At 35.2% G+C, this 26,662-nt stretch carries 26 protein-coding genes and 1 other RNA gene; 10 read left to right on the top strand and 17 right to left on the bottom strand.

Annotated elements, in window-relative coordinates:
- Positions 1-501 precede the first annotated feature (501 nt).
- The 7 genes from BW932_RS09795 to leuS form a co-directional block, all read right to left on the bottom strand.
- The gene (locus BW932_RS09795; RefSeq protein ID WP_076387320.1) at positions 502-2,166 is read right to left on the bottom strand and encodes a tetratricopeptide repeat protein; all 1,665 of its coding nucleotides are present in this window, start codon (positions 2,164-2,166) and stop codon (positions 502-504) included.
- Between the two features lie 93 nt (positions 2,167-2,259).
- Entirely contained in the window at positions 2,260-3,132 is an 873-nt protein-coding gene (locus BW932_RS09790; RefSeq protein ID WP_245820709.1) for a PstS family phosphate ABC transporter substrate-binding protein, read from the bottom strand.
- Positions 3,133-3,391: 259 nt separating this feature from the next.
- On the bottom strand, positions 3,392-4,228 hold the full coding sequence (locus BW932_RS09780; RefSeq protein WP_076387318.1) for an energy transducer TonB: 837 nt from the start codon (positions 4,226-4,228) through the stop codon (positions 3,392-3,394).
- Positions 4,229-4,253: 25 nt separating this feature from the next.
- Complete coding sequence (locus tag BW932_RS09775; RefSeq protein WP_076387317.1) at positions 4,254-4,826, bottom strand: ExbD/TolR family protein; 573 nt, start codon at positions 4,824-4,826, stop codon at positions 4,254-4,256.
- 7 nt (positions 4,827-4,833) lie between these two features.
- Positions 4,834-5,436: an ExbD/TolR family protein gene (locus BW932_RS09770; protein WP_076387316.1), complete on the bottom strand. Its 603-nt coding sequence runs from the start codon at positions 5,434-5,436 to the stop codon at positions 4,834-4,836.
- 76 nt (positions 5,437-5,512) lie between these two features.
- Positions 5,513-6,382 carry a MotA/TolQ/ExbB proton channel family protein gene (locus BW932_RS09765; protein WP_076387315.1) on the bottom strand — a complete coding sequence of 290 codons (870 nt, stop codon included), beginning with the start codon at positions 6,380-6,382 and terminating at the stop codon, positions 5,513-5,515.
- A gap of 257 nt (positions 6,383-6,639) precedes the next feature.
- Entirely contained in the window at positions 6,640-9,453 is a 2,814-nt protein-coding gene (leuS, locus tag BW932_RS09760; RefSeq protein WP_076387314.1) for a leucine--tRNA ligase, read from the bottom strand.
- Positions 9,454-9,552: 99 nt separating this feature from the next.
- Between leuS and BW932_RS09755 the strand changes: the two genes are divergently transcribed.
- Positions 9,553-10,305: a glycosyltransferase family 2 protein gene (locus BW932_RS09755; RefSeq protein ID WP_076387313.1), complete on the top strand. Its 753-nt coding sequence runs from the start codon at positions 9,553-9,555 to the stop codon at positions 10,303-10,305.
- On the top strand, positions 10,305-10,916 hold the full coding sequence (locus BW932_RS09750) for a deoxyuridine 5'-triphosphate nucleotidohydrolase (RefSeq protein WP_076387312.1): 612 nt from the start codon (positions 10,305-10,307) through the stop codon (positions 10,914-10,916). Before BW932_RS09755 ends, BW932_RS09750 begins: the two co-directional genes overlap by 1 nt.
- A 9-nt stretch (positions 10,917-10,925) precedes the next feature.
- Here the strand turns inward: BW932_RS09750 and BW932_RS09745 are convergent, their stop codons facing one another.
- From BW932_RS09745 to BW932_RS09730, 4 genes are all read right to left on the bottom strand, one after another.
- Entirely contained in the window at positions 10,926-12,173 is a 1,248-nt protein-coding gene (locus BW932_RS09745) for a 3-deoxy-D-manno-octulosonic acid transferase (protein ID WP_076387311.1), read from the bottom strand.
- A 332-nt stretch (positions 12,174-12,505) separates the two neighbouring features.
- Complete coding sequence (locus tag BW932_RS09740; RefSeq protein ID WP_076387310.1) at positions 12,506-13,216, bottom strand: C40 family peptidase; 711 nt, start codon at positions 13,214-13,216, stop codon at positions 12,506-12,508.
- Positions 13,217-13,231: 15 nt separating this feature from the next.
- Positions 13,232-13,879 carry an O-methyltransferase gene (locus tag BW932_RS09735; protein WP_076387309.1) on the bottom strand — a complete coding sequence of 216 codons (648 nt, stop codon included), beginning with the start codon at positions 13,877-13,879 and terminating at the stop codon, positions 13,232-13,234.
- A 100-nt stretch (positions 13,880-13,979) separates the two neighbouring features.
- Positions 13,980-14,816, bottom strand: coding sequence for an OmpA/MotB family protein (locus BW932_RS09730; protein WP_076387308.1), 837 nt, complete (start codon positions 14,814-14,816; stop codon positions 13,980-13,982).
- Between the two features lie 89 nt (positions 14,817-14,905).
- Between BW932_RS09730 and tilS the strand changes: the two genes are divergently transcribed.
- The 3 genes from tilS to BW932_RS09715 all read left to right on the top strand — a co-directional run bounded on the left by tilS (position 14,906) and on the right by BW932_RS09715 (position 19,316).
- On the top strand, positions 14,906-16,207 hold the full coding sequence (gene tilS, locus BW932_RS09725; RefSeq protein ID WP_076387307.1) for a tRNA lysidine(34) synthetase TilS: 1,302 nt from the start codon (positions 14,906-14,908) through the stop codon (positions 16,205-16,207).
- 32 nt (positions 16,208-16,239) lie between these two features.
- Entirely contained in the window at positions 16,240-18,312 is a 2,073-nt protein-coding gene (locus BW932_RS09720) for a protein-disulfide reductase DsbD family protein (RefSeq protein WP_076387306.1), read from the top strand.
- Positions 18,313-18,512: 200 nt separating this feature from the next.
- The gene (locus tag BW932_RS09715) at positions 18,513-19,316 is read left to right on the top strand and encodes an alpha/beta hydrolase (RefSeq protein ID WP_076387305.1); all 804 of its coding nucleotides are present in this window, start codon (positions 18,513-18,515) and stop codon (positions 19,314-19,316) included.
- A gap of 230 nt (positions 19,317-19,546) precedes the next feature.
- Here BW932_RS09715 and BW932_RS09710 read toward each other — a convergent pair whose 3' ends face one another.
- Together BW932_RS09710 and BW932_RS14240 are read right to left on the bottom strand one after the other, a co-directional pair.
- The gene (locus tag BW932_RS09710) at positions 19,547-20,053 is read right to left on the bottom strand and encodes a hypothetical protein (RefSeq protein WP_076387304.1); all 507 of its coding nucleotides are present in this window, start codon (positions 20,051-20,053) and stop codon (positions 19,547-19,549) included.
- Between the two features lie 96 nt (positions 20,054-20,149).
- On the bottom strand, positions 20,150-20,440 hold the full coding sequence (locus BW932_RS14240) for a hypothetical protein (RefSeq protein WP_143745544.1): 291 nt from the start codon (positions 20,438-20,440) through the stop codon (positions 20,150-20,152).
- Here BW932_RS14240 and BW932_RS09705 point away from each other — a divergent pair.
- From BW932_RS09705 to BW932_RS09695, 3 genes are all read left to right on the top strand, one after another.
- Positions 20,427-22,499, top strand: coding sequence for a GH92 family glycosyl hydrolase (locus BW932_RS09705; RefSeq protein ID WP_245820707.1), 2,073 nt, complete (start codon positions 20,427-20,429; stop codon positions 22,497-22,499). The genes BW932_RS14240 and BW932_RS09705 overlap by 14 nt on opposite strands.
- Before the next feature lie 74 nt (positions 22,500-22,573).
- A complete protein-coding gene (locus BW932_RS09700; protein ID WP_076387303.1) occupies positions 22,574-22,795 on the top strand; it encodes a PspC family transcriptional regulator in 222 nt (73 codons plus the stop codon).
- A complete protein-coding gene (locus tag BW932_RS09695) occupies positions 22,792-23,313 on the top strand; it encodes a GNAT family N-acetyltransferase (RefSeq protein ID WP_084566497.1) in 522 nt (173 codons plus the stop codon). Before BW932_RS09700 ends, BW932_RS09695 begins: the two co-directional genes overlap by 4 nt.
- Positions 23,314-23,378: 65 nt before the next feature.
- Here the strand turns inward: BW932_RS09695 and BW932_RS09690 are convergent, their stop codons facing one another.
- The 4 genes from BW932_RS09690 to BW932_RS09675 form a co-directional block, all read right to left on the bottom strand.
- The gene (locus BW932_RS09690) at positions 23,379-24,110 is read right to left on the bottom strand and encodes an SIMPL domain-containing protein (protein ID WP_076387302.1); all 732 of its coding nucleotides are present in this window, start codon (positions 24,108-24,110) and stop codon (positions 23,379-23,381) included.
- A gap of 97 nt (positions 24,111-24,207) precedes the next feature.
- Positions 24,208-24,753, bottom strand: a complete 546-nt coding sequence (locus BW932_RS09685) for a hypothetical protein (protein ID WP_076387301.1) — start codon at positions 24,751-24,753, stop codon at positions 24,208-24,210.
- Positions 24,754-24,765: 12 nt separating this feature from the next.
- Entirely contained in the window at positions 24,766-24,987 is a 222-nt protein-coding gene (locus BW932_RS09680; protein ID WP_076387300.1) for a carboxypeptidase-like regulatory domain-containing protein, read from the bottom strand.
- Positions 24,984-25,754, bottom strand: coding sequence for a hypothetical protein (locus BW932_RS09675; RefSeq protein ID WP_143745543.1), 771 nt, complete (start codon positions 25,752-25,754; stop codon positions 24,984-24,986). The genes BW932_RS09680 and BW932_RS09675 overlap by 4 nt, the downstream gene beginning before the upstream one ends.
- 144 nt (positions 25,755-25,898) lie before the next feature.
- Here BW932_RS09675 and BW932_RS14300 point away from each other — a divergent pair, with 144 nt between their 5' ends.
- Both BW932_RS14300 and ssrA read left to right on the top strand, forming a co-directional pair.
- Positions 25,899-26,051 carry a hypothetical protein gene (locus tag BW932_RS14300; RefSeq protein WP_159436430.1) on the top strand — a complete coding sequence of 51 codons (153 nt, stop codon included), beginning with the start codon at positions 25,899-25,901 and terminating at the stop codon, positions 26,049-26,051.
- 49 nt (positions 26,052-26,100) lie between these two features.
- Positions 26,101-26,499: a transfer-messenger RNA gene (gene ssrA, locus BW932_RS09670) on the top strand.
- Positions 26,500-26,662 lie beyond the last annotated feature (163 nt).

Here is a 26,662-nt window from a genome sequence, read left to right as displayed (position 1 = left end):
TTCGCTACTCTTTTTTTGAGTGGTGCAAATGTAAAAACTATATCAACATCTCGCAAATTTTTAACCATATTTTACCAATATTTCCAATACTTAAAACATAAAATACTGGCCCATAATCCTATACACAACATAAAAGTTATCCACTTTTTCATTCTTCCCATCAATTAATGCGCAAAAACTATCATTAAGGACTATGAAGTAAATGGATTTTGAGTTGTAGAGATAAATGGCAATGGTTCCCAACGACCGTGAAAGGTTTCAATTCGACTTCTATTAGAACCTTGAAACGTTGCCATCGACAAGAATCAATACAATTTGTTAATACTATTTAATCGAAAATAATTAGATTACTAATATAGGTGGAACCAGTTTTAACGTGGAAAGTAGATTTAATAAATACCAGAAGTACCGCCCAGTTCATTAAACTGAACAAGAATCGTCGTATTAAACAAAAAATCCCATTCTTGCGAATGGGATTCAGATATTAATATTCTTGCGTGATTATTTATTCAACTCCGCATTCAATTTTACAGCATCTTGATATGTTGGATCTAATTGTACAGATTTGGCAACATATTCCTTCGCTTTCACAACCTCTTTTCCTTTAACCAAATATGCAATTGCAAAGTAGGCATAAGATAAAGTCTTTTTGTTAGCCTCCAGTTCTTCAGGTTTTACCTTGGAAATATATTTTTCGTAGCTCATCATTGCAAGTTCGTTATTTCCAGCTTGTTGATAAGCATAGCCTAAACTGTAATAAGCAGGCGCCCAATCCGGAAGCAAACCGCTCATTTTTTGCCAAGTTAAAATTGCGCCATTCCAATTTTTAGCTTCCTGATAAGCGTTTCCTAACTTATATAATGCGTCTGTATCTTGAGGATTATCGGCAACAGCTTTCTTAAGCGCCTGAATTTCAGGGCTGGTTACTCCTTGATCTACAACAGCCTGATTGATACCACCACCACTCTTAATTTTAATCAATTCCTCATCCCAATTTAGAGTATCATCTTTAGCTGCTTTTGCAATAGCAATCTTTTGTTGTGCATCTTGCATCAATGCCGCTTTTTTTGTTGCATCAGTTTCCTTTTCTGCAACACCAGCTGAAATAAGACCTAACAAACCTTGATCTCCTGCCTGAACTCTAGTGGGTCCTGCTTGAGACATGAATTGCTCCAAACTATTCTTTGCTCCTGCATAATCTGCGTCAGCATATAAAAGATATGCTCTCAATTTAAACTTTATAGGATCTTTAACCTTGTCGAATACTTTATCCAAATAAAGTTTTGAATTTGCATAATCTTCATTGGTAAAGAATAACTTGGAAATTTCTAGCTGAGTATCGGGATCTTCGTCGGCATACTGCGCATAATTCATTAAATCTTGTGTTGCTAAAGCATTTTGCTGATATTTAATATCGTAAGCTGCTTTCGCTTTATACGCTGGAGCATACGATGGGTCAGCTACAATCGCACGGTCGATACTTTCTTTCGCTTTTTGCCATTGTTGTGCTTGCATCCACAGTGTTCCAATTCTGGTATAAACCGATGCTTTGTTTTTCGCCACAGGTAATGCTTTATCATAAGCAGTCATTGCTGATCCTGCAACTTGTGGGCTGTTTGTTAATTTTAAACGATAAGCATCACCTAAAGTGTAGTAATAATACGCAGGAGTTCCACCTTTTTGAGATTTGTCAACCGCTCTGTTCAAATAATCTATTGCAACGTCTGCATTCTGTGGGCCTCCAAAAATTGTTAAAGCTTGCGCAGCTCTATAAAGAACTTCAGCATCTTTATCGCGTGAATCTTTTACGATCTGACCAATTTCGCTGATCGCAGATTTATCACCTTTTCCCAGCTTCACCGAAGCAAGTCCTAATTTATTCAAATAGCTTTTCTTATCTGCAGCTAAACCTTTATTAAAATTCTCCTGAGCCATTTCAAAATTTGGCTCAAATTGAGTTAAATATGCGTTTCCTAGATAAAAATAATTTTCAGCTGTGGGTGCTTTCGCAATCATTTCTGTAAAAACCTCTTTTGCTTTTGCGTACTTGTGGCTATCTGCGTTAGCAATGCCATCTTGTAGTGTCTGCGCGACAGCAAAATTAGAAAAGAACACTGCTGCAACCCCAAGTGCAGCTTTCTTTGATAAATTCATTATATTTTTCATTTTTATTTGTTTAATGTTAAGTAATATTCTTCCACCCAATTTCTATACCAAAATCCTACTACTGGTAATAATTGGAACTTTCTTAATAAAATTTTAACGCATTTGAACCTCTCTGTTAAATATGGTATAAGGTTGCAATCCTTCTTTTTCAACTACAATTTGGCCAATCTGTTGACAAGAAAAACGAATAAAACCATTTCCAAGTCCATAGTACGCCTCATTAGTAATAAAATATAAGACTCTGGTAAAAGGATAGGTCATTGCTTTGATATTTTTCATATTAGGTTCAAAGGTTTTACCTTTTGAAATGACGGGAAGAATTTTAATTGTATTTCTTAATTGCTCGGACTCTTTATCGTATGGTCGGCTAAGCGTATTTAAGCTTATTGCTCCAATTTTATTAGGATATTGTCCAATTTCTTTAACTACATTTTTATTTCCGTTGATGATTGAAAATTTCAGTTTGTTTGGAATGGTACCTAATTTTTGAGCAACAAAATTTAAATTACTAGAATTGGTGGCATCAAATATTATATTCTTTTGGTCTGAATTCAATTCATTACTAAGTTCTTCCACAGTAATGCTTTCTCTGGTTGAATTTTTGGGTACCACAAAAACTACCGCATCGGCAGCAAATTTTGCTGGCTCCATTTTCATGTCGATCTTTAATTTGTATGCTTCTTTCTCTTCGTTGGTTAGTTCACGGGACATTACAATCACACGCACCTTATTCTCTAACAAATCCAAAAAACCAAGATCTTCTTTCTTAATGACCAAATTAATTTTAGTTTTCGGATTTAATGCCATATATCTTTCCGTTAGTGCTTCAGAAACACTTCTGAAAGACTCATCGGCAGAAATCGTGATGGTTCCCTGATGAGGATCATCAGGAATTCGGTCTGATTTTTTACATGTAATCATTAATGCAAAAAAACATATTAAAAAAAACAGTTGTTTATAATTCATTTTTACTCTGTCTAATTTTGTAAATAGCTCTGCCAATTCTAAAAATCCCATAAAGGATAAGCAAACTGCCTAAAGTATAAGCAATATTCTCTTCTAAAAAAATTACAAAAAATTTATAGATTATCACTACGATTCCTAAAACTATATAAAAAAATCCAGTAATTAAAGACAACCAATTAAACATCATAAAAGCAAAAATACAAAAAATTAAAAAAAGAGAAGCTTTCGCTTCTCTTTTGTTTATAATAAATAGTTTTTGTTACTCAAACTGCATTGTAAGCGGCATTCTAAATCTGTATCGAACAGATTGACCGTTAATTTTTGCAGGAGCCCATTTATTCTTAATCGATTTTACGGTTCTTACTGCTTCCGCGTTAAAATCTTTATTAGCTCCGTTCGCTTTAACGTCGGTAATACTTCCGTCTTTTTCAACTACGAAAATCACCTCAGTTTTCACTGTTCCAGCATCGCTATCCATTACAGAGGTATCAAAACTACCATTCACTTTACTTCTGAATGAGTTAATACCACCAGGAAATTCAGCTAATTGCTCAACTTCGGTATAAATCTGAGTTTCAGAAACTTGCGGCTTCACCTCTACTGTTGTAGATTTACCTGGACCTGGAGGTGGCGGTGGTGGTGTATAAGCAGGGGTTTTAACACCTTCTTGATTATTTAAACCTGTAGTCGTTTCAAGCTGCTTTGAAATTGGCGGCGGTGGAGTTTCTACTTTCGGCGCCTTCACTGGTTCGGGAACCACATTTTGAATCACTTCTTGCTTTGGCTCTTCTTTTGGTGGTGGCGGCGGTGGAGGTGGTTCGTCTTTAGGTTGCTCGATAACTTTTTCTTCTGGGAGGATATCAATTAACTTAGCATTTACCTCAGTTTTATCTGCGGCGTTCATCTCCTTGATTTTCATAATTACAAATGGTGTTAATACAACAACCACAAATAAAATTGTACCAAGAATGAATGCTTTAGTAAGTATAGACCGATAATGCGTTCTTAGATCAAATGCACCATAAGCTTTATTTCTATTTTCAAATACGATTTCATCCAACGTGGGAGTTCCTTCGTAAGCGTTTTCATCTGCCATTATTCTTTCTTTTAAATATTAAAAGTTATTTGGTAGGTGCCGCTGGAGTTGCTGCTGATCCACCTAATTTTCTTTCGTAAACTAACTTCTCCCAAGACTTAATATCGGTAATACCGTATACTTCATTCTTGGTGATAGCCATTTGATCTAACATATCTACGAAATTTTTATATACTGCATCGTCTGTTGGCTTTATGATCACCGTAAATTTGGTTTGATCCTTAGCTTTAGATTTTGCTTGCTCAATTACTTTTGTAATTCCTTGTCTATCAAAAGTTGTTTCCTGAAGCGTTTGGTCATTAAGACCTGCAGCATCTAACTGGTGATAAAAAATTCTGTTGTCTTTTCCAATGATTAATGAAATTGAATTTGATAAATCAATTTCTGTTGGTGGAGGTTTTTGTGTAGGATCCTTCGGTTTTGCCGGAAGACCTAAATCCATCACATTCGGTTTGTTGAAAGTCGTAACCAACATAAAGAATGTGATCAAAAGGAACGCCAAATCCACCATGGGAGTTAAATCTACGTGAGGTACCGCTTTTTTCGAGCGTACCTTTCCGCCTTTCCCGCCGTTGTCTTTTACTTGTACTTCTGCCATTTCTTAATTATTGCGCCACTTCTTGACTTGTTATTAACCAGAATTTCAAGAAATCAATGTCTCTTAATCCTTCAAATAAAGATTTCACTTTTGGATACTTCGTTTCAACATCCCCTTTGATTGCTAATTTGTAATCAGGGTTTACGGTTAAACTTTGTTGTACCCAATCGATCAATTGTTTATTTGTACTGTCCATTGGAATTCCCGTTTTGCTTTTAAATGCTTTCCGATCTTCCTCTGAAAGATTTAAATAGCCTTTTAATTGATTCATTGGAACTCCTACTGATTTTGAATTAGCAAAAGCTACTTTTTCTTTGTCAGTAAATGTCATACCATACTTCTCTCCCATTTTATCTAACAGAGCGATTCTTTCGGTTCCGTTTTCAACAGGCGTAAAGTAGAATCTTCCGTCTGTTGTACTCAAAATTGTCATCAAACTTGCATCCGGAAGAAGCTTTTGAGATATAGAAGATGGCGTGTTTATCGTCTCGATGTCAGGTTTTGCAAACTGAGCCGTGAGGATAAAGAATGTAAGAAGTAGAAACGATACATCGGTCATGGCCGTCATATCTACCCTTATATTATGTCTTTTTGGTTTGACTCTCGCCATTGTAAATTATTTTTTATTAAATTTCTGTTTTTTGAGATCGTTGTCATATTAAAGATCTCCAATCGGTCGAGAATTCTTAGTGGAATTCTGCGAAAGACTGCTGAATTGACATTGCGATTTCGTCGATTTTGAACGTTAATCCGTCAATTTTAGAAGTAAAATAGTTGTAAAGAATAATTGCAACAGCAGACGTACCAATACCTAAAGCAGTATTAATCAATGCCTCAGAAATACCAATAGAAAGTGCCGCAGAATCTGGAGTTCCTCCTCCTGAACCTAATGCGCTAAACGCCTTGATCATCCCGATTACAGTTCCAAGTAGTGCAACCAAAGTAGCAACAGTACCTAGAGTAGAAAGAATCATCATGTTTTTCTCTAGCATTGGCATCTCTAAAGTTGTAGCTTCTTCGATTGATTTGTTAAGAGCAACCATTTTCTGTTCTTTATTCATCGCAGAATCATGTGCCAAAGCTTTGTAGGTTGTTAAACCTTCTCTTACTACATTTCCTACAGAACCTTCTTGTTTATCACATTCTTCGATAGCTTCGTCAACTTTATTCTGATTTAATAATCTTCTTACATTTAAAACAAAACTATCAACATTTCCTTTTCCAGCTGCTTTTTTAAGTGCTAAAGCTCTTTCAATAGAAAATACGATTACAATAATCATAAATGAAATAAGAATTGGTACGATTGGTCCACCCATATAAATAATCCCCATAAATCCATCTCCTGGATGAAGTTCTTTAGATTCTAAATCTGAGAATGCTACAGATGAAAGACCGTTTAACCTTGGGTCGGCTTTAAAATTACCTGGATTCCCTAATACAAATAAATAAATTGCAACACCTATTAAAATTAGAATAGGAATTATTAACGCAGGATTTAATCCTCCTACTTTTTTAGCAATCACTTGCTCCTCGTTGTTTGAAACATTCATTTCCATACTTAACTAAATTATAATTGTTATTTTTTTTAATTTTCGAGTTGTAAAATAAAGTCAAAATATTTAATCATGCAAGTCTTTCAAAACTATTACAGTTATTTTTTTTCATGTTAAGATTCATTAACATTGCATAATTTGCAAAATATGTATTGAATTTTGGTTATAATTTTGAATTTCAAAAATACCTTTAAAAATTCGCAAGTTTAATAGACCAAATTTTACGATTAATTGCAAGAAAATATTTCGTCGTATTTATTTTAAAAAACAATATTAATGATTTTTTTCGGCACTATGATGATTTTTTTAGGATTATTTCCTGCAAGCTGATCGATTACACGATCTTCTTTTAAAGCGATTTCCTCAATCTCCGAAGCTGTTAAATCTGAAGGAAGCACTAATTTAAATTTCATTTTCCCATTAAAACTAACCGGATAATGAAACTCATCTTCTATTAAATATTTTTCTTCAAATTCCGGGAATTTTTCAAACTCAATGGAATTAGTGTGACCCAAATTGCGCCATAATTCTTCGCAAATGTGCGGTGCATAAGGAGAAACAACAATCGCCAAAGCTTCTAAAATTTCCCTTTTGTTGGTTTTCAGTTTCTGAAATTCGTTGACCGCAATCATGAAGGATGAAACCGAAGTATTGAAAGAGAAATTCGCAATATCTGCAACTACTTTTTTAATTAAAGTGTGCAGGATTTTGTACTCGGCCTTTGTAGGTTCCTCTTCAGAAATTTCAAAACGTTCTTCATTGTGATAAAGATTAAAAAACTTTTTCAAAAATCCGTAAACGCCACTTAAACCTTGCGTATTCCAAGGTTTTGATTGTTCCAAAGGTCCCAAAAACATTTCATACAAACGCAAACAATCAGCTCCATATTCCTCGCAAATATCATCGGGATTAACAACGTTGTATTTGGATTTCGACATTTTTTCAACTTCGCGTTCGGTGATGAACTTTCCTTCTTCTAGGATCAATTCTGCATTTTCATATTCTGCACGCCAGTTTTTAAATTTTTCTATATCGAGTTCATCAGTTCCGCCTTTTAATAAAGAAACGTCAACGTGGATTTTTTGAACCTTATTATCTTTCGCTAAACCTTTAGAAACATATTGATTCGTTCCATCAATTCTTAAGACAAATGCACTCATCCCCAAAATCATTCCCTGATTGATGAGTTTCTTAAATGGTTCATCGTGGTTGATATATCCACGGTCTTTCAAAAACATATTCCAAAAACGGGAATACAATAAATGTCCTGTTGCGTGTTCGCTTCCACCAATGTATAAATCGACTTGACCCCAATAATCGGAGATTTCTTTTGCACAGAAACTTCCATCATTTTTAGGATCCATATATCTGAGGAAATACCAAGAACTTCCCGCCCAACCAGGCATTGTAGAAAGTTCAATCGGGAAAATGTTTATGTCATCAATTAAATCGGTTGAAACAATTTTTTCATTCATTTCGTCCCAAGCGAAATTTTTAGCATTTCCTAAAGGTGGATCGCCATCTTCGGTTGGTAAATATTTTTCAACTTCAGGAAGTTCCAACGGCAATACTGAAACCGGCAAAGTGTACGGCATTCCTTCTTTGTAATAAACAGGAACTGGTTCTCCCCAATATCTTTGGCGGGAAAAAATGGCATCCCGTTGTCTATAATTGGTTGTTCCGTGTCCAATTTTCTTTTTCTCAATTTCAGCGATTATTAATGATTTGGCCTCTTCGTATTTCAAACCATTCAATAATTCTGAATTTACACAAACAGAATCTTTCGAATCAAAAGACTCTTCCTGAATGTCATTTTTGTTTTCAATAACATTAATAATCGACAAACAGAATTTCTTTGCGAAACGATGATCCCGATCATCATGTGCAGGAACCGCCATGACAGCGCCAGTTCCGTACCCCATCAACACATAATCCGAAATATAAACCGGCATCTTCTGATTGGTAAATGGATTCAAAGCAAAAGCTCCCGTGAAAGCGCCACTCACATTTTTCACATCTGACATGCGGTCTCTCTCTGTTTTCTTGGAAGTTTGTTCAATATAATTTTCAACTTCTTCTTTTTGACCTTCTATCGTGAAATTTTTAACCAAAGGATTTTCTGGAGCCAAAACCATAAAAGTGGCTCCAAAAATAGTGTCGGGACGTGTGGTAAAAACGGAGATTTTTTCTGCAGAATCTTCAACTTCGAAAGTTACCTGCGCTCCCTGAGATTTCCCAATCCAGTATTCCTGAGAATCTTTCAACGGTTGTGGCCAATCCAAATCATTTAAACCCTGCAACAATCTTTCAGAATACGCAGTAATTCGCATGCTCCACTGCATCATTTTCTTCTGAAAAACTGGGAAACCGCCCCTTTCAGATTTACCATCTTTTACCTCATCATTGGCCAAAACAGTTCCTAATCCAGGACACCAATTCACAGTCGTTTCTGCACGAAATGCCAATCGGTAATTCAATAAAATATCTTGTTGATCTAAGTTAGAAGCAGTTCTCCACTCTTCTGCGGTAAAATTTAACTGATCGCTTTGTACTGCTGATAAATTTTGAGTCCCATGCTCCTCAAAATGACGAATCAATTCGGAAATCGGTTCTGCTTTATCGGTTGATTTATTGTACCAGGAATCGAAAAGCTGAAGAAAAATCCACTGCGTCCATTTGTAAAAAGAAGCATCTGAAGTTCTAACTTCTCTGCTCCAGTCGAATGAAAAACCGATTTTTCGCATTTGCTGTTCATAACGCGTAATATTTTCTTCGGTTGTTATTGCCGGATGTTGACCGGTCTGAATGGCGTATTGTTCCGCTGGAAGACCAAATGAGTCGTAACCAATCGGATGCAAAACATTAAAACCTTGGTGTCTTTTGTACCGTGCATAAATATCTGAGGCAATATAACCTAGAGGATGACCAACATGCAAACCCGCTCCAGAAGGATACGGAAACATATCCAAAACATAAAATTTCGGTTTATCGGTGGTGTTGTCGGTTTTATAGGTTTGATTTTCTTGCCAGAAATTCTGCCACTTTTTTTCAATCGATTGATGGTCGTAAAACATTTCTAAAATTTAATTAAGTCACAAATTTAAGGTTTTGAAATGAATTTTTGAATGAAACTAATTATTGTAAATTTGTAAGACTAAAGACTAAAAAACACAATGCCTGAAGTTTCAATTATTACGCCTTGCTACAATTCTGCAATTTTTTTAGAAGAAACCATTCAATCTGTTTTAAATCAAAAATTTAAAAATTGGGAATGGCTAATTACTGATGATCATTCTTCTGATCATTCTGTGGAAATCATTAGGAAAATTAATGACCCCCGAATTATTCTTACAGTTTCCGAGAATAATGGCGGTGCAGGTCATGCCCGAAATTTATCATTAGAAAAAGCTACCGGAAGATTTATCACTTTTTTGGATGCCGATGATTTTTGGGAACCGAACTTTTTAGAGGAAATGGTTTCATTTATGAAAAAGGAAAACGCTGAACTCGCCTACTCTAATTACGCAAGATGTGATGAAAAATTGCTTCCGAAAATTGCCGATTTCACTGCGGATAAAGAGGTGACTTTTCAAAATTTATTGAAGACTTGTCGCCTTTCATTGTTAAGCTCTATGTACGATTCTAAGAGGGTTGGGAAAGAATATTTTCCAGCCGGAAGCAAACGAGAAGACCACGTGATGTGGCTCAATTTATTAAAGAAAATCCCGGTCGGGAAACCTTTAAAAAAAACGATGGCTAAATACAGAATGCACGAAAGCAGTGTTTCGCGAAAAAAAACCAACATCATGAAAGACCAGTATTTGGTTTACAAGGATTATATGCATTTTTCTGTCTTAAAATCGTGGTATTACACGGCAAATTGGGCCATCAATGGATTCATGAAATATTCAAAAATTTTTAATTAATGGAGTTTTCAAAAGAGTTTAAAGAAGCAATTTCAAATTTTACTTCTCAAGAAAAAGATAAATTAATCATCCGATTGCTCAAAAAAGACCGCATTTTATCGCACCGCCTCTATTTTGAACTGATTGATCCTGAAACAGCCGATGACAAAAGAGATCAAATGGAAGTTTTGATTAAAGAAGAAGTTTCGTCTGTAGCGAAGAAGTTTGCTCGCACCAAATACTTTTTACCCAACATCCGGAAAATTAGCGCGAAAATAACTGAGCATGTAAAAATCACGACGGATAAATTCGGTGAAGTTTCATTAACGCTTTTATTGATCAGCGAAACCCTCAAAAACCTGCCGAAAACCGGCGATCACTACAAATTGTTCATCTATCTTCTCAATAAAATATATCGTTCGATGATTTTAACTAAAAAGTTAGATCCCGATTATTATCTGGATTTAGGTGAAAATTTTGAAGAAGTTCGAAACCAAATAAAATTGAACAAGCGATTAGATGAATTGGCGCTTCATAACGGTTTATTTTTGCAATGGTTTGAACCGGAAAACATTCCTGATCAGATTGACCTCATCTTAAAAGGGATTAAAGGAGAAGGTTTATTGCGTTAACAAAGCGTTTCAACCTTGATGCATCTTCAAAATTTGGCTCACTACAACATCCGACGCGTTCGGTTGCGAATCTATAAATTCCAAAGCATTTCTGCCCATCTTTTTGGTTGCTCCATCATCACGAACAAAACCAGCGAGATAAGCCGCGGCAAAAAATTCATCTTCGAAGGATTTACCACCATTTCGCGCAATTAATTCATCAGCTTCCGGATTTTTCGTGTAATGATTGCCAAAGAAAACAGGAATCCCAAAAGTTGCTGCTTCCAAAATATTATGCAATCCTTTTGAGTGAAAACCTCCACCAACAATCGCTACATTACCGTAAGAATAAATTTTAGAAAGCAATCCGATACAATCAATAATCAATATTTGAGAATTCGCATCGGGAAAAACACCTGCTTTTTCAAGTTCTGAATAAAGAATTGCATTTGAAAAAATGTTCTGCAATCGCTCTACTCTTTTTAAATCATGAGGAGCAAAGATCAGTTTCACTTCTTTATTTTTGGTGGCGATAATTTCGGCAAGTCTTTCCTCAGATTCCCAACTGCTTCCAAAAATAAGGGTGTATTTATTTTGTTTGAATTCCTCGATGTATTTTACAAAATTATCTGCAGTGCGAAGTTGTTTCACGCGGTCAAAGCGCGTATCTCCTGCTGTTGAAGATTTTACCAAACCTATTTCTTTTGCCAATGCGGTCGAATGTTTGGTTTGATGAAAAAACCAGTCAATATCTTTTTTTAATTTATTTACAAACCATTTTCCATAGGCTTTAAAGAAGATTTGAGTTTCATAAAAAAGAGCAGAAACCACAAAGATTTTGGTCCCTTGACTTTTTAAATCATTCAATAAATGATACCAATACTCATATTTTACGGTGAAAAAAATATCTGTTTTGAAGTTGGATGTAAATTCTCTCACCCAAACTTCGGTATCAAAAGGTAAAAAACAAATCGCATCTGCAATTGTTTTTTTCTTAATGACATTGTCATAACCAGAAGGGGAAAAAAAGGTAATCAATATTTTGTGATTGGGGAATTTCGCCTTCAATTTTTCCAATACCGGAAGTCCTTGTTCATATTCTCCCAAACTTGCTGCATGCATCCAAATTACTTGGTCATCTGGAGAAAATTTAGATTTTACAATTTCGCAACTTTGCCTTCTTCCGGCTAAACCTTTTTTTAATTTATAGTTGAAGATGGCGCCAATTTTCATGGCGGAAATGAGGAAACGGATGAATATGTTATAGATAAATTTCAAAATTGTTCATTTTTAGATTTCATTTTTTTTAGATAAAAAGAATAAGAAATCGTGGTTAAAATTACTAAAAACAAAATCCCAAATAGATAATCCGGGACAGAACTTCGTTTTTTTTGATATAAAAAAAAGATTGACAAATATCTCCAAGAACTCATCAGATCTTACCAAGGAAACACAAGTACTCCAATTGATAAAAGCTTAAGCAAAAAAGAAATCCTTTTCATATTTTAAAAGTAAAAAATTGCTTGCAACGCTCTTGTCTTTTGTCTTTTTTCTTGATTCTTTATTCTTGTTTCTTTTTTCTTTTCTCTTTTCTCTTTTTTCTAAAATCTTTAAAAAACACTTCTCAAAAACCGTAATTTGTGAGTATGCTTATTCAGTTCTTTGTTAAAAATCCCCGTAGAATCGAGAGAATCAATCCGTACTTTTCCGTATGCGTGAATAATATTTTGGTCTTCGAGCAACATTCCGACATGGGAAATTTGTCCATCTAAGTTTTCGAAAAAAGCCAGATCTCCTGGTTTACTTTCTTCCACGAAGCTTAAAACTTCGCCAACTTCTGATTGTTGATGTGCTTCTCGAGGCAAAGAAATGCCGTGAACTTTATAAACCAATTGCACAAATCCGCTGCAATCGATCCCAAAAAAACTTCTTCCACTCCACAAATAAGGAACATTGAAAAATTTTTGCGCAGTTTCTGAAACCTTTTCGGTCTTTAAAAAAATTGGGTCTGCCTTTTCACTATTCACTTCGCTACCTATTGACAACAGAATTACTCCCTGTGAAGTGCTATACATTTGTAACGTATTCTGAACCAGTTCGGTTTTTCTTTGCTGGAAGTATTCTTCAGAAATTTCAGAGATTTGCTGCACATCTACCCATCCTTCATATCCATCAAAATGCATTTTTATCTTGATAAATTTCGCGGCTTTTTCTAGAATATCTACTGTTTCTCCATACAAAATTTGCGAGGTCATTTCCGACTGATGCGATTGTTCTGCGCGTATTGCAGCCACTGAAACGGTGCAGATTCCTTTCTCCATACTTGGTTCTAAATTTTATTTTTTACGGATTAGATTGATGCCGTCTCGCAAAGGTAAAATAAGATTTTCGAAATCTTCATCTTTTGCCACCAAATCGTTGAGTTCCTGTATTTTTTGGGTAGATTTCTGTTTTGAATTTTCTTCCAAGACTTTTCCGTACCACAACACATTATCAAACAAAATCACCGCGCCCGACTTTACCCTTGATTTTATGAGGTGGAAATATTCCGGATAATTTTCTTTGTCGGCATCAATAAACACCAAATCGAAAATTTCATCGGTTTCTTTTAGAAAATCTTTTGCGTCTTTTAATTGAAAATCAATCTGTGCCGAAAACTCACTTTCCTGAAAATATTTTTTAGGCAAATATGCGAGTTCTTCATTCACGTCAATTGTAGTGATTTTACCTTCTTTTGCTAAACCTTCTGTTAAGCACAAAGTCGCATAACCTGTAAAAGTTCCTACTTCGAGAATGTTTTTTGGTTGCAACATTTTAGAAATGATCGCCAATAATCTTCCTTGTAAAAACCCGGAAATCATGTGCGGCTGCGTTGTTTTCTGAAAAGTTTCTTTGCGCAATCTTTTCAAAATATCGGGTTCCGACGAAGCGTGGTTTTCTAAATAGCGATCCATTTCCGGACTTATCTCCTCAAAAAAACTCATTCAATGTTATTTTGGTCCAAATTTAAGCATTTAAAATAAAAAGCGCTGTCAAAGCATGAAGCTCGAACAGCGCTGAAAAAATTTCTTACGAAACAATTGCTTAGTTTTTCACCGGTGCAATGTCCATTAATTTCATGAATTCCTCTAACTTAGGCATGATGATGATTTCTGTTCTTCTGTTTTCAGACCTTCCAGAAATCGACTCATTGGTGGTTTTCGGGTTGTATTCGCTTCTTCCTCCTGCTGTAATTCTTGCAGGATTTACGCCAAATTTAGTCTGTAAAATTTTTGCCATTGAAGTTGCTCTCAAAGCTGATAAATCCCAGTTGTCTTTTGGTAAAGTTGAAGCATTCAGCGGTACATTATCGGTGTTTCCTTCGATCAAGACTGAATACGTATCATAATCATTGATAACTTTCGCTACTTTTCCTAACACATCCTGTGCTGCAGGTAAAACATTGTAATCTCCTGTTTTATACAGCATATTGTCGGATAAGGAGATCAAAACTACTCCTTTCAAAACTTTCACCTGCACATCGCCATCTGCGATATTATCCAAAGAACGTTTCAATTTATTCGACAAAGCGATATTCAAACTGTCATTTTTCGAATTAGTAGAAATCAACTGTTTGATATATTTGTTGGAAGAATTAATCTCTCCAATTAATTTATCAATGTTTGCAGAACCTTTTCCACTGTTCGCTAAACAGGCATCAAGAGAAGATTTCAATGCATCATTTTGGCCTTTCAAAAGTGCGTTCTCACTTGATAAACCTGCATTGACTCCTTTCAAATCCTGAATTTCGCGCTGTCTTTCACCTACATTGGTGATGCACTGGTTGTAATTCTCGTTCAAAGCATCGAATTTTTTTTGGCTCACACATGAAGTCAGCATAACTGCAACTCCAAGAACTGCACCGATTTTTCCTATATTCATAATTTACTATTTAATCAACCAAAAATAGAGAAACGAATTTAGTTAGAAGAATTATCTTTGCTAAATATTCCTTAAAAAAACCTTAAAAATTGCTTAATTTAGAGACTTTCCAGCATGCTTTTCATGAAATTTTCAATGATTACCGAAATGCCAAATTTCTACTCGCGGTCAGTGGTGGTGTAGATTCTATGGTGCTTTTGAACCTGTTTCAAGTTTCGGGTTTCGAGTTTCAGGTTGCGCATGTGAATTATCATTTTCGGGGAGAAGATTCTGATCTTGACCAGAAATTGGTGGAAAATTTTTGTACAAATCACGATATTCAATTTCATTTAAAAGATATTTCTGAACAAGAAAAATCGGGAATGAAATCACTTCAAAATTGGGCAAGAAATCTGCGGTATGATTTCTTTTTTAAAGTTTTAAAGGAAGAAAACTTAGATTTCATAGTAACTGCACATCATTTGAATGATGAGTTGGAAACATTCCTCATCAATCTTTCGCGAGGAAGTGGAATAAAAGGTTTAAGCGGGATACCAAAAAATGAAAACCAAATTCTTCGTCCGTTATTACATTTTTCTAAAACTGAAATTTACGATTTCGCCAAGGAAAATAATTTAGAATTTCGGGAAGATAAAAGCAACCAAAAAAATGATTATTTAAGGAATAAAATTCGCAATACTATTGTTCCCGAACTTTTGGGTATGAATGAAAACTTCTTAGAAAACTTTGGTAAAAGCATTTCCTATTTGAATCAAACGAAAGATTTTGTTCAAGCTCAGATTTTAAAAATCGAAAAAGAAACCATTTGCGAAAAAGATTCGTATCTCACCATAAATAAAGCATTGTTTTTTAAAGAAAGTGAATTCGCACAGTTTGAAATACTGCAAAAATTTGGTTTTTCTGAAGCAAAAGAGTTAAAAAAAATACGGAAAGCAGAAGTCGGAAAGACCTTTCATTCCATTGAATATGAGTTGTTGGTTGACCGTGAAAATTTAGTTCTACAAAAAACCACCGATGAATTCATTCGAAATGACAATGCGGAAATAACGATTCTACCCAATAAAAAAAGTACGCTCATTTTCCCTGAAACGGTGCGCTCAGAAATCAAAGAATCTGGAAGTTTCACCTGGAAATTTGACGAAGATAAAATGCAATTTCCCTTAAAAATAAGACGAAAAAAAGAAGGCGATCTATTCTATCCAATTGGAATGATAGGCAAAAAGAAAATCTCAAAGTTTTTTAAGGATGAAAAAATCCCTATTTTAGCCCAGCAAAAAATCTGGCTTTTGTGCGATGGAAACGACAAAATTTTGGGAATTATCCCTTTTCGCCAAGACCGAAGATTTGCTGCAACGAAAGAATCGAAGGCAATCATTAAAGTAAAATTATAGCGATTTGAAATTGCTAAAAAGTAAAGTAAAAAATGAAATTTAAAAATTGGTTAATCTTAATTGTATTGTTCCTTTTCCAGGGAATTACCGCACAAATCAAAGATCCTGTAAAATTCAAATACAATATCAATTCGTTGCCCAACAATGAATACGAAGCGGTATTGACGGCGACGATCGATAAAAACTGGCATATTTATTCCAAAGATTTACCCGCCGATTCGGGAATTCCGACAGAGATGAAACTTTCCTCCAAAGAAGGAATCGACCTCATCGGAAAAGTAGTTGAAGTGGGTAAAAAACACGATGAGTTTTCTGAAGCTTTCGGTGCTCAAATCGTTTATTATTCAGATTTAGTGCAGTTTAAACAGAAATTCAAACTGAAAAATGGCGCCAAACCTGCAACTGTTTCCGCAGAAATTACGTATCAAACCTGTAATGACCGCGTTTGCTTGGCTCCAAATACTTTAGAATTCGACCAAAAAGTTAGCGCCGCTGCGACTGCAACACAAGAGACTTCTACAGATGAGAATGTAGCCGCGACGACTCCTGACGAAAATAAAGACAGTAGCGAAATAAACTCCATTCCTGAAAGCACAAAAATAGAACCGGTTGCCGCAAAACAGGAAGGTTTAAAAGTTGCTACTATCGATTTTATGAATCCAGAAACGGATTGCGGAATTGTGCAGGAAAAGAATTCAGAAAATTTCTGGACGTATCTTTTATTGGGATTTTTCGGTGGGTTGATCGCATTGTTGACTCCATGCGTATTTCCGATGATTCCGTTAACGGTTTCCTTCTTCACAAAAGGTTCAAATAATAAAGCAAAAGGAAAAAGAGATGCCTTTATTTATGGATTTTTCATCCTTATGATTTTTGTATTATTGAGTGTTCCCTTTCATATCATCGATGGAATTGCGGGGAATATTTTCAATCAAATTTCGACAAGTGTTTGGTTAAATATCACTTTCTTCCTCATTTTCATCTTTTTTGCGGGAAGTTTCTTCGGGTATTACGACATCACTTTGCCGAGTTCCATTGCGAATAAATCTTCGAAAGCTGAAGATGCAGGTGGAATGATCGGAATCTTTTTTATGGCTTTAACTTTGGTCATCGTTTCATTTTCCTGTACCGGTCCAATTTTAGGAAGTTTATTGGGAAGTTCCTTAACTGGTTCTGCCAATATTCCGATGTTGTTGACTTACGCACTTGCAGGATTTGGATTAAGTTGGGCAATCGTTTTTGGTTTGTTGGCTTTGTTTCCGCAGGCTTTACAAAGTTTACCAAAATCTGGAGGTTGGATGAATACCGTGAAAGTGGTTTTAGGATTTATCGAATTAGGTTTGGCGCTGAAATTCTTATCAAAAGCGGATCTGGTTTCGAAAACATTCTTCTTGAAAAGAGAATTATTTATAGCGCTTTGGATTCTGATTACCATTGGTTTGGTTCTCTATTTATTCGGGAAAATCAAATTTCCACACGATGATAAAAACGCAAAAATTTCATTGACAAGAAAAGTGATTGGATTATTAGGAATTGGATTTATCGTGTATTTAATTCAGGGATTATTTCCGGGAGAAAGACCGAAACTGCAATATCTAAGCGGAATTTTGCCTCCAATTAATGTGAGTTATTTGCATGATGAAAAAGATGGAATCCTCGGAATGCATCCGGAACATGATTATTTTAAAGCCATTGAAATTGCGAAGAAAGAAAACAAACCTTTGTTGATCGACTTCACTGGTTATGGTTGTGAAAACTGCCGTAAAATGGAAGAATTTGTGTGGAGCGAACCCGACATTTTACCAATTCTACAGAACGAAGTGATTTTGGCTTCCCTTTATGTAGATGACAAAGAAGCTTTGCCAGAAAGTGAGCAAACCTCGATTGACATGGGAAATGGACAGAAGAAAAAAGTAAAAACAATCGGCGATAAATGGAGTTTATTTCAGCAAATTAATTTCAATAATAATTCGCAACCGCATTATGTTCTGGTTTCACCAGAGGGAAAAGTGATTAACACTCCTGTTTCTGGATATATGCCGAAAGAGGATTTCAAAGCGTTTTTGGAATGTGGAATTGCTTATTTTAAGACGACGGGAAAATAGAAAAAAGATGACAGACCTACAGATCGCAGGTTTTTGATCTACATATAAATAACCAACGATAATGTCGTTGGTTATTTTTTTTGCAAAAAAATTCTAAAATTGTTGCAAAAAAACCGTTCAGAAAGTAAAAATTACCACTGAGTATGATTATTTTTGAAAAATAAACAAACCACTTTACCTTCGCACTATAAATAAAAAATATGAAGACAAAATTATTACTACTTATTTTACTTGTTACCAAAGTCATTTTCATCAACGCACAAATGGACGAAAAATTTTATTTTCCCAGTAAAACGCTACAACCAATAGAATGGGCAAATCAAAAAGAAGTAAAATTTGCAGTAGAAAACGATACCATTAATGCCGTTATTTTAAAACCAATGAAGGAAGCGAAAGCAACGGTTTTTTATTTTCACGGAGCAGGCGGAAATCTTACCAGTTATGCGCCACTTTTAACGCCGTTATTGAAAGATAATTTCCAAGTTATTTTGGTTGATTTTCGGGGATATGGAAAATCAACCGGAACGCCAACTCATAAAAACATTGCAACAGATGGCGAAAAAGTTTTTACCGAAATATCCCAAATGGACGGCATTAAAAACACGAAAAAAATAATTTACGGTGCTTCCATTGGAACGCAGATTGCGGCACACTTAGCAAAAAATCATGAGTCCGAAATCAGCGGATTGGTTTTGGAAGGAACTATGGCTTCTTTTGGAGATATTGCTGCAGTTTACGCCCCGGAATATAAAGCGTATCTTGAAAACAGTTTTGTGTCGCCTTATTCTGCCAAAGAAGATGTAAAAACTCTAACGAAAATCCCAAAACTTTTTATTCACAGCAAAGAAGATAAAGATGTTCCTTATTCTCAAGGAGTGATGGTTTTTACAAATGCACCGGAACCAAAAGAATTTATCGATTTCAGCGGAAAACATTTGTACGGTTTGATGCATGAAAGTGCAAAAATTTTAGTGGCAATGAATAAAATGGTTTCAATGAAATAAGCGAAAAATACCATATTTTAAATATTAACAAAAATAACCAACGATAATTGTTGGTTATTTTTTTTGATAAATTTGATTGTTTTGATCTTGAAAAAAGAAAAACTGCTCTTTATTTTAGCCCGGATTGAACGGGTTTGTTTGAGCTCTCCTGCTGCATTTGAGCAGGAAGCGAGCCGAGAAAGGCGGTCTGATTTTGAAGAGAAGCTTAAAACTTGAAGCTCCTAAAAAAATTAGTTCGTAATCGGAGCGCTATTGAAACCAATAGAGGTTTTCAAAGAAATATCTGAAGTGGGCGACTTTTTTAAAACGTACACAATTTTCGCCTGAATGTTCCCAGATTTCATCAATTTATCCAACGTACTTGAAGTTGCAACGTCCATAGAAAGGGAATTCCCTACATTATCTGGAATGGATTCCCGAGATGCGATCAAAGTCTGGTTGCTTCCACCGTTTGAAAGATAGACTTTCACGGATTTAAAAACGCCCATACTTGTTTCTGAACCTACGGAAAGTGTGGCATTAGAAACGCGAATATCTTTTACGTTTGCACTGGAAGAAGTGATCTGATTTAAACTTTGCGCTGCAGAAATACTGGATAATTCTACGTTTGGAGTGGATCCTGCTGCAACTAAAACGGTTGCGCTATACGGAAAAGTGTTCTGCAAAATAGAAGAAACGGTAGAACAACTTGTAAGTACTGTGGTAGCAACAACTGCTGATAAAAATATTGTTTTCATAATTTTATTATTAAATTAAGGTGGCTTGTTCAGAAATTAGGCCAATCGATCTTTTTAAGATAAGATTAACTTTTCTTAAAGCGTACAAAGCATCTTCTATTGTTGTAAACTGACCGAGAATTTCCCTGTGAGTTTTCCGTCTGCCATTAGATTTTTGCCGATTATTAACCAGATTTCGCCGGGTTTGGGAATTTCTATAGAAATAGCTCTTCCAAAAGGTCCATCGAAACTGCCATCAGCAAATTTGATTTGATTGAAACGGAGATTCATGTGTGTATTTTTCGCGGAGATTTTTCCAACAATTTTCTTCCCTTTGAAATTTTTAATTTTCAGAATTAATTTTTGTTGATCGGTAGTGAATTCGTCTGAAATTGTGAGCGGAATCATTTGTTCCGGTTATCAATATGAAGATCGCACCATTTTCGGATTTTCGCACACGCATTTCAGTGGTGTTGGACATTCGGATCTTGGCGATTTTTTGGTGATGCCAACAACGGGGAAATTAAATTTAGAACCCGGAAAAGCCAATGAACCCAAAAGTGGTTATCATTCCCAATTTTCGAAAAATACAGAAAAAGCCAGTCCGGGATTTTACGAAGTAATGTTGGATGATTATGGAATTAAAGCCGAACTCACCGCCACAGAACGGGTCGGATTTCACCAATACACCTTTCCGAAATCTTCAGATTCGCACATTATTTTAGATTTAATGTCGAATATTTACAATTACGATTCTAAAAATGTCTGGACTTTTGTAAGAGTTGAAGACAATCAAACCGTGGTTGGTTACAGAGAAACTACAGGTTGGGCAAGAACAAGAAAAGTGTATTTTGCCATGAAATTTTCTAAACCATTTAAAAATTATGGCAGAAAACGCTACGAAAAAGTAGAATACAATGGCTTTTACAGAAAATTGAATGAAAATGAAAACTTTCCGGAATTTGCAGGAAGACAAATTCGTGCCTATTTTGATTTTGATACCGAAGCAAATGAATCGATATTCGTCAAATTTGCTTTGTCGGGAGTTTCGACTTCGGGAGCAATGAAAAATTTGGAAGCTGAAATTCCGGGATGGGATTTTAATCAGATTAAAAAAGAAAGCGCTGCAAAATGGGAGAAAGAACTTTCGAAAATAGAAGTGGAAACCATTAATGAAAATGATAAGAAAACCTTTTACACCGCAATGTATCACACGATGATGTCGCCGATTTTGTATCAGGATGTGGATGGAAAATATCTGGATATTGATCAAAACATTCACAATGCGAAAGATTTCACTAATTACACGGTATTTTCACTTTGGGACACGTATCGTGCGTTGCACCCACTTTACAATATTATTCAGCCCAAAAGAAATAATGATTTCATCAAATCCATGCTTTCTCATTCCAAACACAGCGTTCACAAATCGTTACCAATTTGGAGTCATTACGCGAATGAAAACTGGTGCATGATCGGTTATCACGCGGTTTCTGTTTTAGCAGATGCAGTGGCGAAAAACACGACCGATGCAGATTTAAATAAAATGTTGGAAGCAAGCATCACTTCATCCAATTTAAAATATTATGACGGAATTGATGAATATCTGAAATACGGTTACGTTCCGGAAGATAAAAGCAGTTCATCCGTTTCTAAAACTTTAGAATATGCTTATGACGATTGGTGTATTGCGCAACTCGCAAAAAAATTGGGCAACGTGAGTAAGGAAGCAGAATATTTAAAAAGAAGTGAAAATTTCAAAAACGTATATAATCCGAAATCTGGGTTTATGCATCCGAAATTATCCGACGGAACTTTCAAAAAAGAATTTGATCCGATGGATACGAGTGGACAAGGATTCATTGAAGGAAATGCATTTAATTACGGATTGTATGTTCCCCAAAATGTTCCGGAAATGATTACGATGATGGGCGGAAAAAACAAATTTTCGAAACATCTGGATGAAATTTTCACGACCGAAATTGCCGAAAAATATATTGAACAAAACGAAGACATCACGCGCGACGGAATCATCGGAAACTATGTGCACGGCAACGAACCTGGTCATCACATTCCGTATCTTTATAATTACACCAATGATGCATGGAAAACGCAGAATCGCGTAAGAAACATCATGCAAAAAATGTATTCTTCAGGAGTTGACGGACTTTGCGGAAATGATGATGCGGGACAAATGAGCGCTTGGTATATTTTCTCCGCATTGGGATTTTATCCTGTTTTGCCGGGTTCAGATGAATACCAATTTGGTTCACCCATCGTAAAATCAGCAAAAATCAATTTAGAAAACGGAAAAAAACTAATGATAAAAACCGAGAATCAATCCGAAGAAAACGTGTATGTCTCGAAGATTTTGGTAAACGGACGACAAGTGAAAAACCATATTTTAAAACATTCTGATATCGCGAATGGTGGCGAAATTGTTTTTGTAATGAGTGCAAAACATTAATTTGAGAATAGAAATTTCCGTCTTCTCAACGCACAAATAATTTAAAATAATTACCTTTGATAAGAATTTAAAATATGCTGAATAATCTGAGACATAAAATGGAAAGACAATGGTTTGGAGTCCTCACAAGAATGGGCGCAAAACTAGGAATTCCTGTGTCTAAATTACGGGTATTTTTCATCTACTCTACATTTGCAACCGCAGGAGTTTTTTTCCTCATCTATTTGGGTTTAGCTTTTACGCTTTGGATCAAGGATATGTTTGTTACAAGACGACCAGGAGTTTTTGACTTATGATTTGGTTTGAAGAATTACAAACCCGCAAAAAACTTTCCAGAATTTTTTCTGCGTACGAAAGTACATTTCCGGAAGACGAACGTAGAGATAAAGACCAGTTTTTATCGCTCATAGAAAACCCCGACTGTTTCATTTTCGCCGTAAAAAGCGACGATGATTTCGTTGGGTATCTCATCTTGTGGAAACTGGAGGATTTCTATTTTCTGGAACATTTCGAAGTTTTTGAAGAATTTCGAAACCTGAAATTAGGTTCTCAGATCTTAAGTGAATTGCAAGAAAAATTTGGCAATATCGTTTTAGAATCCGAACCGAACTCTTTAGGTGAACTGGCAGAAAGAAGGATTAATTTCTATGTACGCAACGGATTTTCTGTAATTTCGGAAGAGTATATACAGCCGAGTTATGGCGCAGGTAAGAATGCAATCCGTTTATTTTTGTTGAGTAATTATGCGATTGCAGAGGTAAAAGCAATTCAGAACCAAATTTTTTCTAAAGTGTATTTATTTCAAAAAACATAATAAATTAAAAACTTTGTCAAAGCCTTATGAAACTGCAGAAAGCTTTGACAAAGTTGATATACATTTTAATTCACTTCATACTCCAACTTAATTGTAATACTCGCTTCTTTGTCTTTGGATGAAGTGTTGAACGTTCCGCCATACGAATACTCTTCTGTTGAATTGGGTGCGGTTATTTGGGTGATTCCCATTGTTGCTTTTTTCAGATTCCCCAGTTTTGCACCAGAATTTTCAGCAATTTTTTCGGCGCGTTGTTTCGCATCTTTTGTTGCATCTGCAATCATTTGGTGCTTAACATCTGCAAGTTTGGTGTAAAAATAACTTGGTGGCGAAGAAGTAAATTCAATTCCCAAATTGATGATTTCAGTAATATTTCGGGAAAGATTTTCTACTTTCGCTACATCTTTACTATCGATAGAAACTTTTTGTGAAAGTTGATAACCCCCGAAAGTTTGGGTGCTTCTCCCGTTTGCATCGGTGCCATAATTAATTTGTTTTTGAATATCTACAGCAGAAAAAACCATCTGATTTTTCGCAATTCCTTTGGAAATCAAATAATTTTCGATGACTTTTTTATCATTTGCCAGTTCATCATACGCAGATTTAAGTTCGAAACTGTTTCGGGAGAAATTTCCACTCCAAGCAATAAGATCGGAGGTAAATTTATTGGAACCTAAACCCGTCACAGAAATGGTATTTTCAGATTTATTTCTATTTTTAATGGCGTTTCCCAACAAAGCCAGTCCAATAATGAAACCCAGTGAAGCGATTGCAATTGCGATGATATTTCTGTTCATGATAATTTGTTGTTTAGATATAATAACGGTAATTTATTAAAATCATTGCATCAAACGATATGCCAATTTTAAGATTATTTTAACTTTTAATTAAGATTTATTTAACACTTCTGTTTTCTAAATATTTGGGGAAAGTATCTTCTAAAGTGAAAAGTACTCTTTCTAAATTTCGTGCTCTGATCCATCGATTAATGTCTGGTTTTAATCCTATTGAAAACTGCAAAAATTCGGATATTTTATCTTTTGGAATATTCATTTTTGTGAAATAGTCGTCTTCAACTCGTTCTCTAATCCACGCAATATTATCCTGAAGATCTTCATATCGGTACAAAGAGCGCATTCTTCTACCATCGCCAGAAATATTTTTATATAAACTATTAAGATTTAAATTGCTCAATGCGTATTTGATTATTCCCGCCTTTTCTAAAGTAGGAGGCGGAGTTTCCCGCGGTTTTTCGGGAGGACCAGGAATTCCGACGGCTTGTTCTACTTGTGCAGCGCGATCGATTTTTGTTAGATTTCGAGAATCCGTATTCAAATCACCTGTTAATTGTACAAAAGAAACTTTCACTTCTTCAATTTCTTCTGCAGTTCTTATTAATGAAATCTGTAGGTTCTCCAAAAAATCTTGCTGTAGGATCACTTTTGCATTTCGTTAAAAACCTTTTCGTACAAACCGCAGTTCATTATTTACAGAGGCATCAATCGTAAATTCCCCTTTTAGATTGGTCGTCGTTTTCTGATTGGTTATGATATTAATAACCAAAACTGCGGGAATCGGATTATGATCTTCATCGGTTATAACTCCTGAAACATTTTGCGAAAACAAATTTGAAAAACAGAACATTAAAAAAAGTAAAACACAGATTCTCCTCATTTTCTTTTCCTTTTTATTGGCGGATTATTTGGTAAATTTTGGTGATAAGCTACTAATTTATTGTTCGCTTCACTGATAAATCTAGAAAGATCATATTGATTACAAAAACCTTTAAAAAGAATGTCTTGTCTTTCAAAATTCCGAAATATATAATAAATAAAGGGTTGAATTTCTGATGGTTTGAGTTGCAAATCTTGGGTAAAAAATTCTGTTCCGAGATTTTCGAGGAGAAATTGCATAAAATCTACATCATCCCAATGTGAATCTATCTTTCCTACAACAAAGCCTTTTCCTAAGGGCTGTACAAATTCTCCTCTTTTGGGTGCTAAGACTTCTTCTGTAGATTGTGATCGAATGTATTTTGCAGTTTCTGATTTTAGTTTTGTTGTTTTTTTTGTATCACCGTAATGCTGTATATCTTTACTCAGATTTCCTGTTGGCTGGTAAACAATTTCTACTTCTTGGATTTCCTGGGCATTTTTGATTAATGAAATGTTTAATGATATTTTAAAATGATTTTCTTGCACCAAAATTACAGTTCTTTCATATCCGTTTTTCACAAATCGCAATTCGTCTTTAATCTTAGCAGAAATAACAAAATTCCCTAAATTATCGGAAGTTGCGCTTTGGTTTGTTCTAATGTTTAGAACAGTAACATTTTGTATTCGATCGCCGTTTTCATTATTGGTTGTACCAATTAAATATTGAGATTGAGCATTGATTTTGAAAAGTGAAAAAATGAATAAAAAAAGTAGTTTAGTGTTCACTGGCAATTATTTTTGTAAATATAATTTGATATGGTCTCTACTGATAGAATTACAGAAATTATCGTGAAAAATTTAACCTTTTTTAAAGGGTTTTATGCTTTTTTTTGAATTTGGGGTTTTCTTTTTTGTTAAAATTTTCTACGAATGACGAATTCTCGCGTAAGGGATTGCAGTGGAAATCCCGGAATGAAGCAAAGCGGAATGAGGAATTGCAACGAAAAGCCCGACCTGAAGGAGGAAATGGAGGTTCGTTGTAAGACGAACCGGAATGACCGACTGAAGGTTACGCCCAAATGAATTTTATTTTTAAACAATTATTTGCTTATCTTTGCTGTCTTACAAAATTGGGGTTGACTGGTTTCGACAGCAAGATCAATGGGTAAGTAAGCATGCAGAGAACCGTGACGCGATCTCTTTAATCCCTTGTCACAAAATTTTAACTGGCGACCAAGAGTTTGCTCTTGCAGCTTAATCCGAATTACAGTAGGATTCAGCGCTCTCCCGAAGATAGTAAGGAGGTAAGATATCCCACAGAAGTTCTGTTTCGCGACGTCTGATTCTGGGGTATAGCAATGCGGAAATAAGTTTTGAGAAGCTTTGGCTCAAGATCGAAAATTTCAGAAGATAAGTTGTAAGTTGGGTGTCTGTGCTCTGTTTACAATCGAAAATTAAATGCAGAATAAGCATGTAGAAGTCTTATGTGTTGCTTGTTTGGACGAGGGTTCGAATCCCTCCAACTCCACAAAAAACCCTGTAATCACTTGATTTACAGGGCTTTTTATTTGTGGGTGCTAATTTAGGTGCTAATTAGGTAAGATTTAGTTAATCGAACGCTTTTATAAATATTCTTTTAAAATTTGTATTCTTCTGAATTACACAATATGGGCTCCATAGTCTCGAAGTGCAAA

The organism is Kaistella chaponensis (assembly GCF_900156725.1).
In the GTDB taxonomy this organism is placed as follows: Bacteria; Bacteroidota; Bacteroidia; order Flavobacteriales; family Weeksellaceae; genus Kaistella; species Kaistella chaponensis.
The sequence above is the reverse complement of the archived record's forward strand: the minus strand, read 5'-3'. Positions and strand labels throughout refer to the sequence as shown.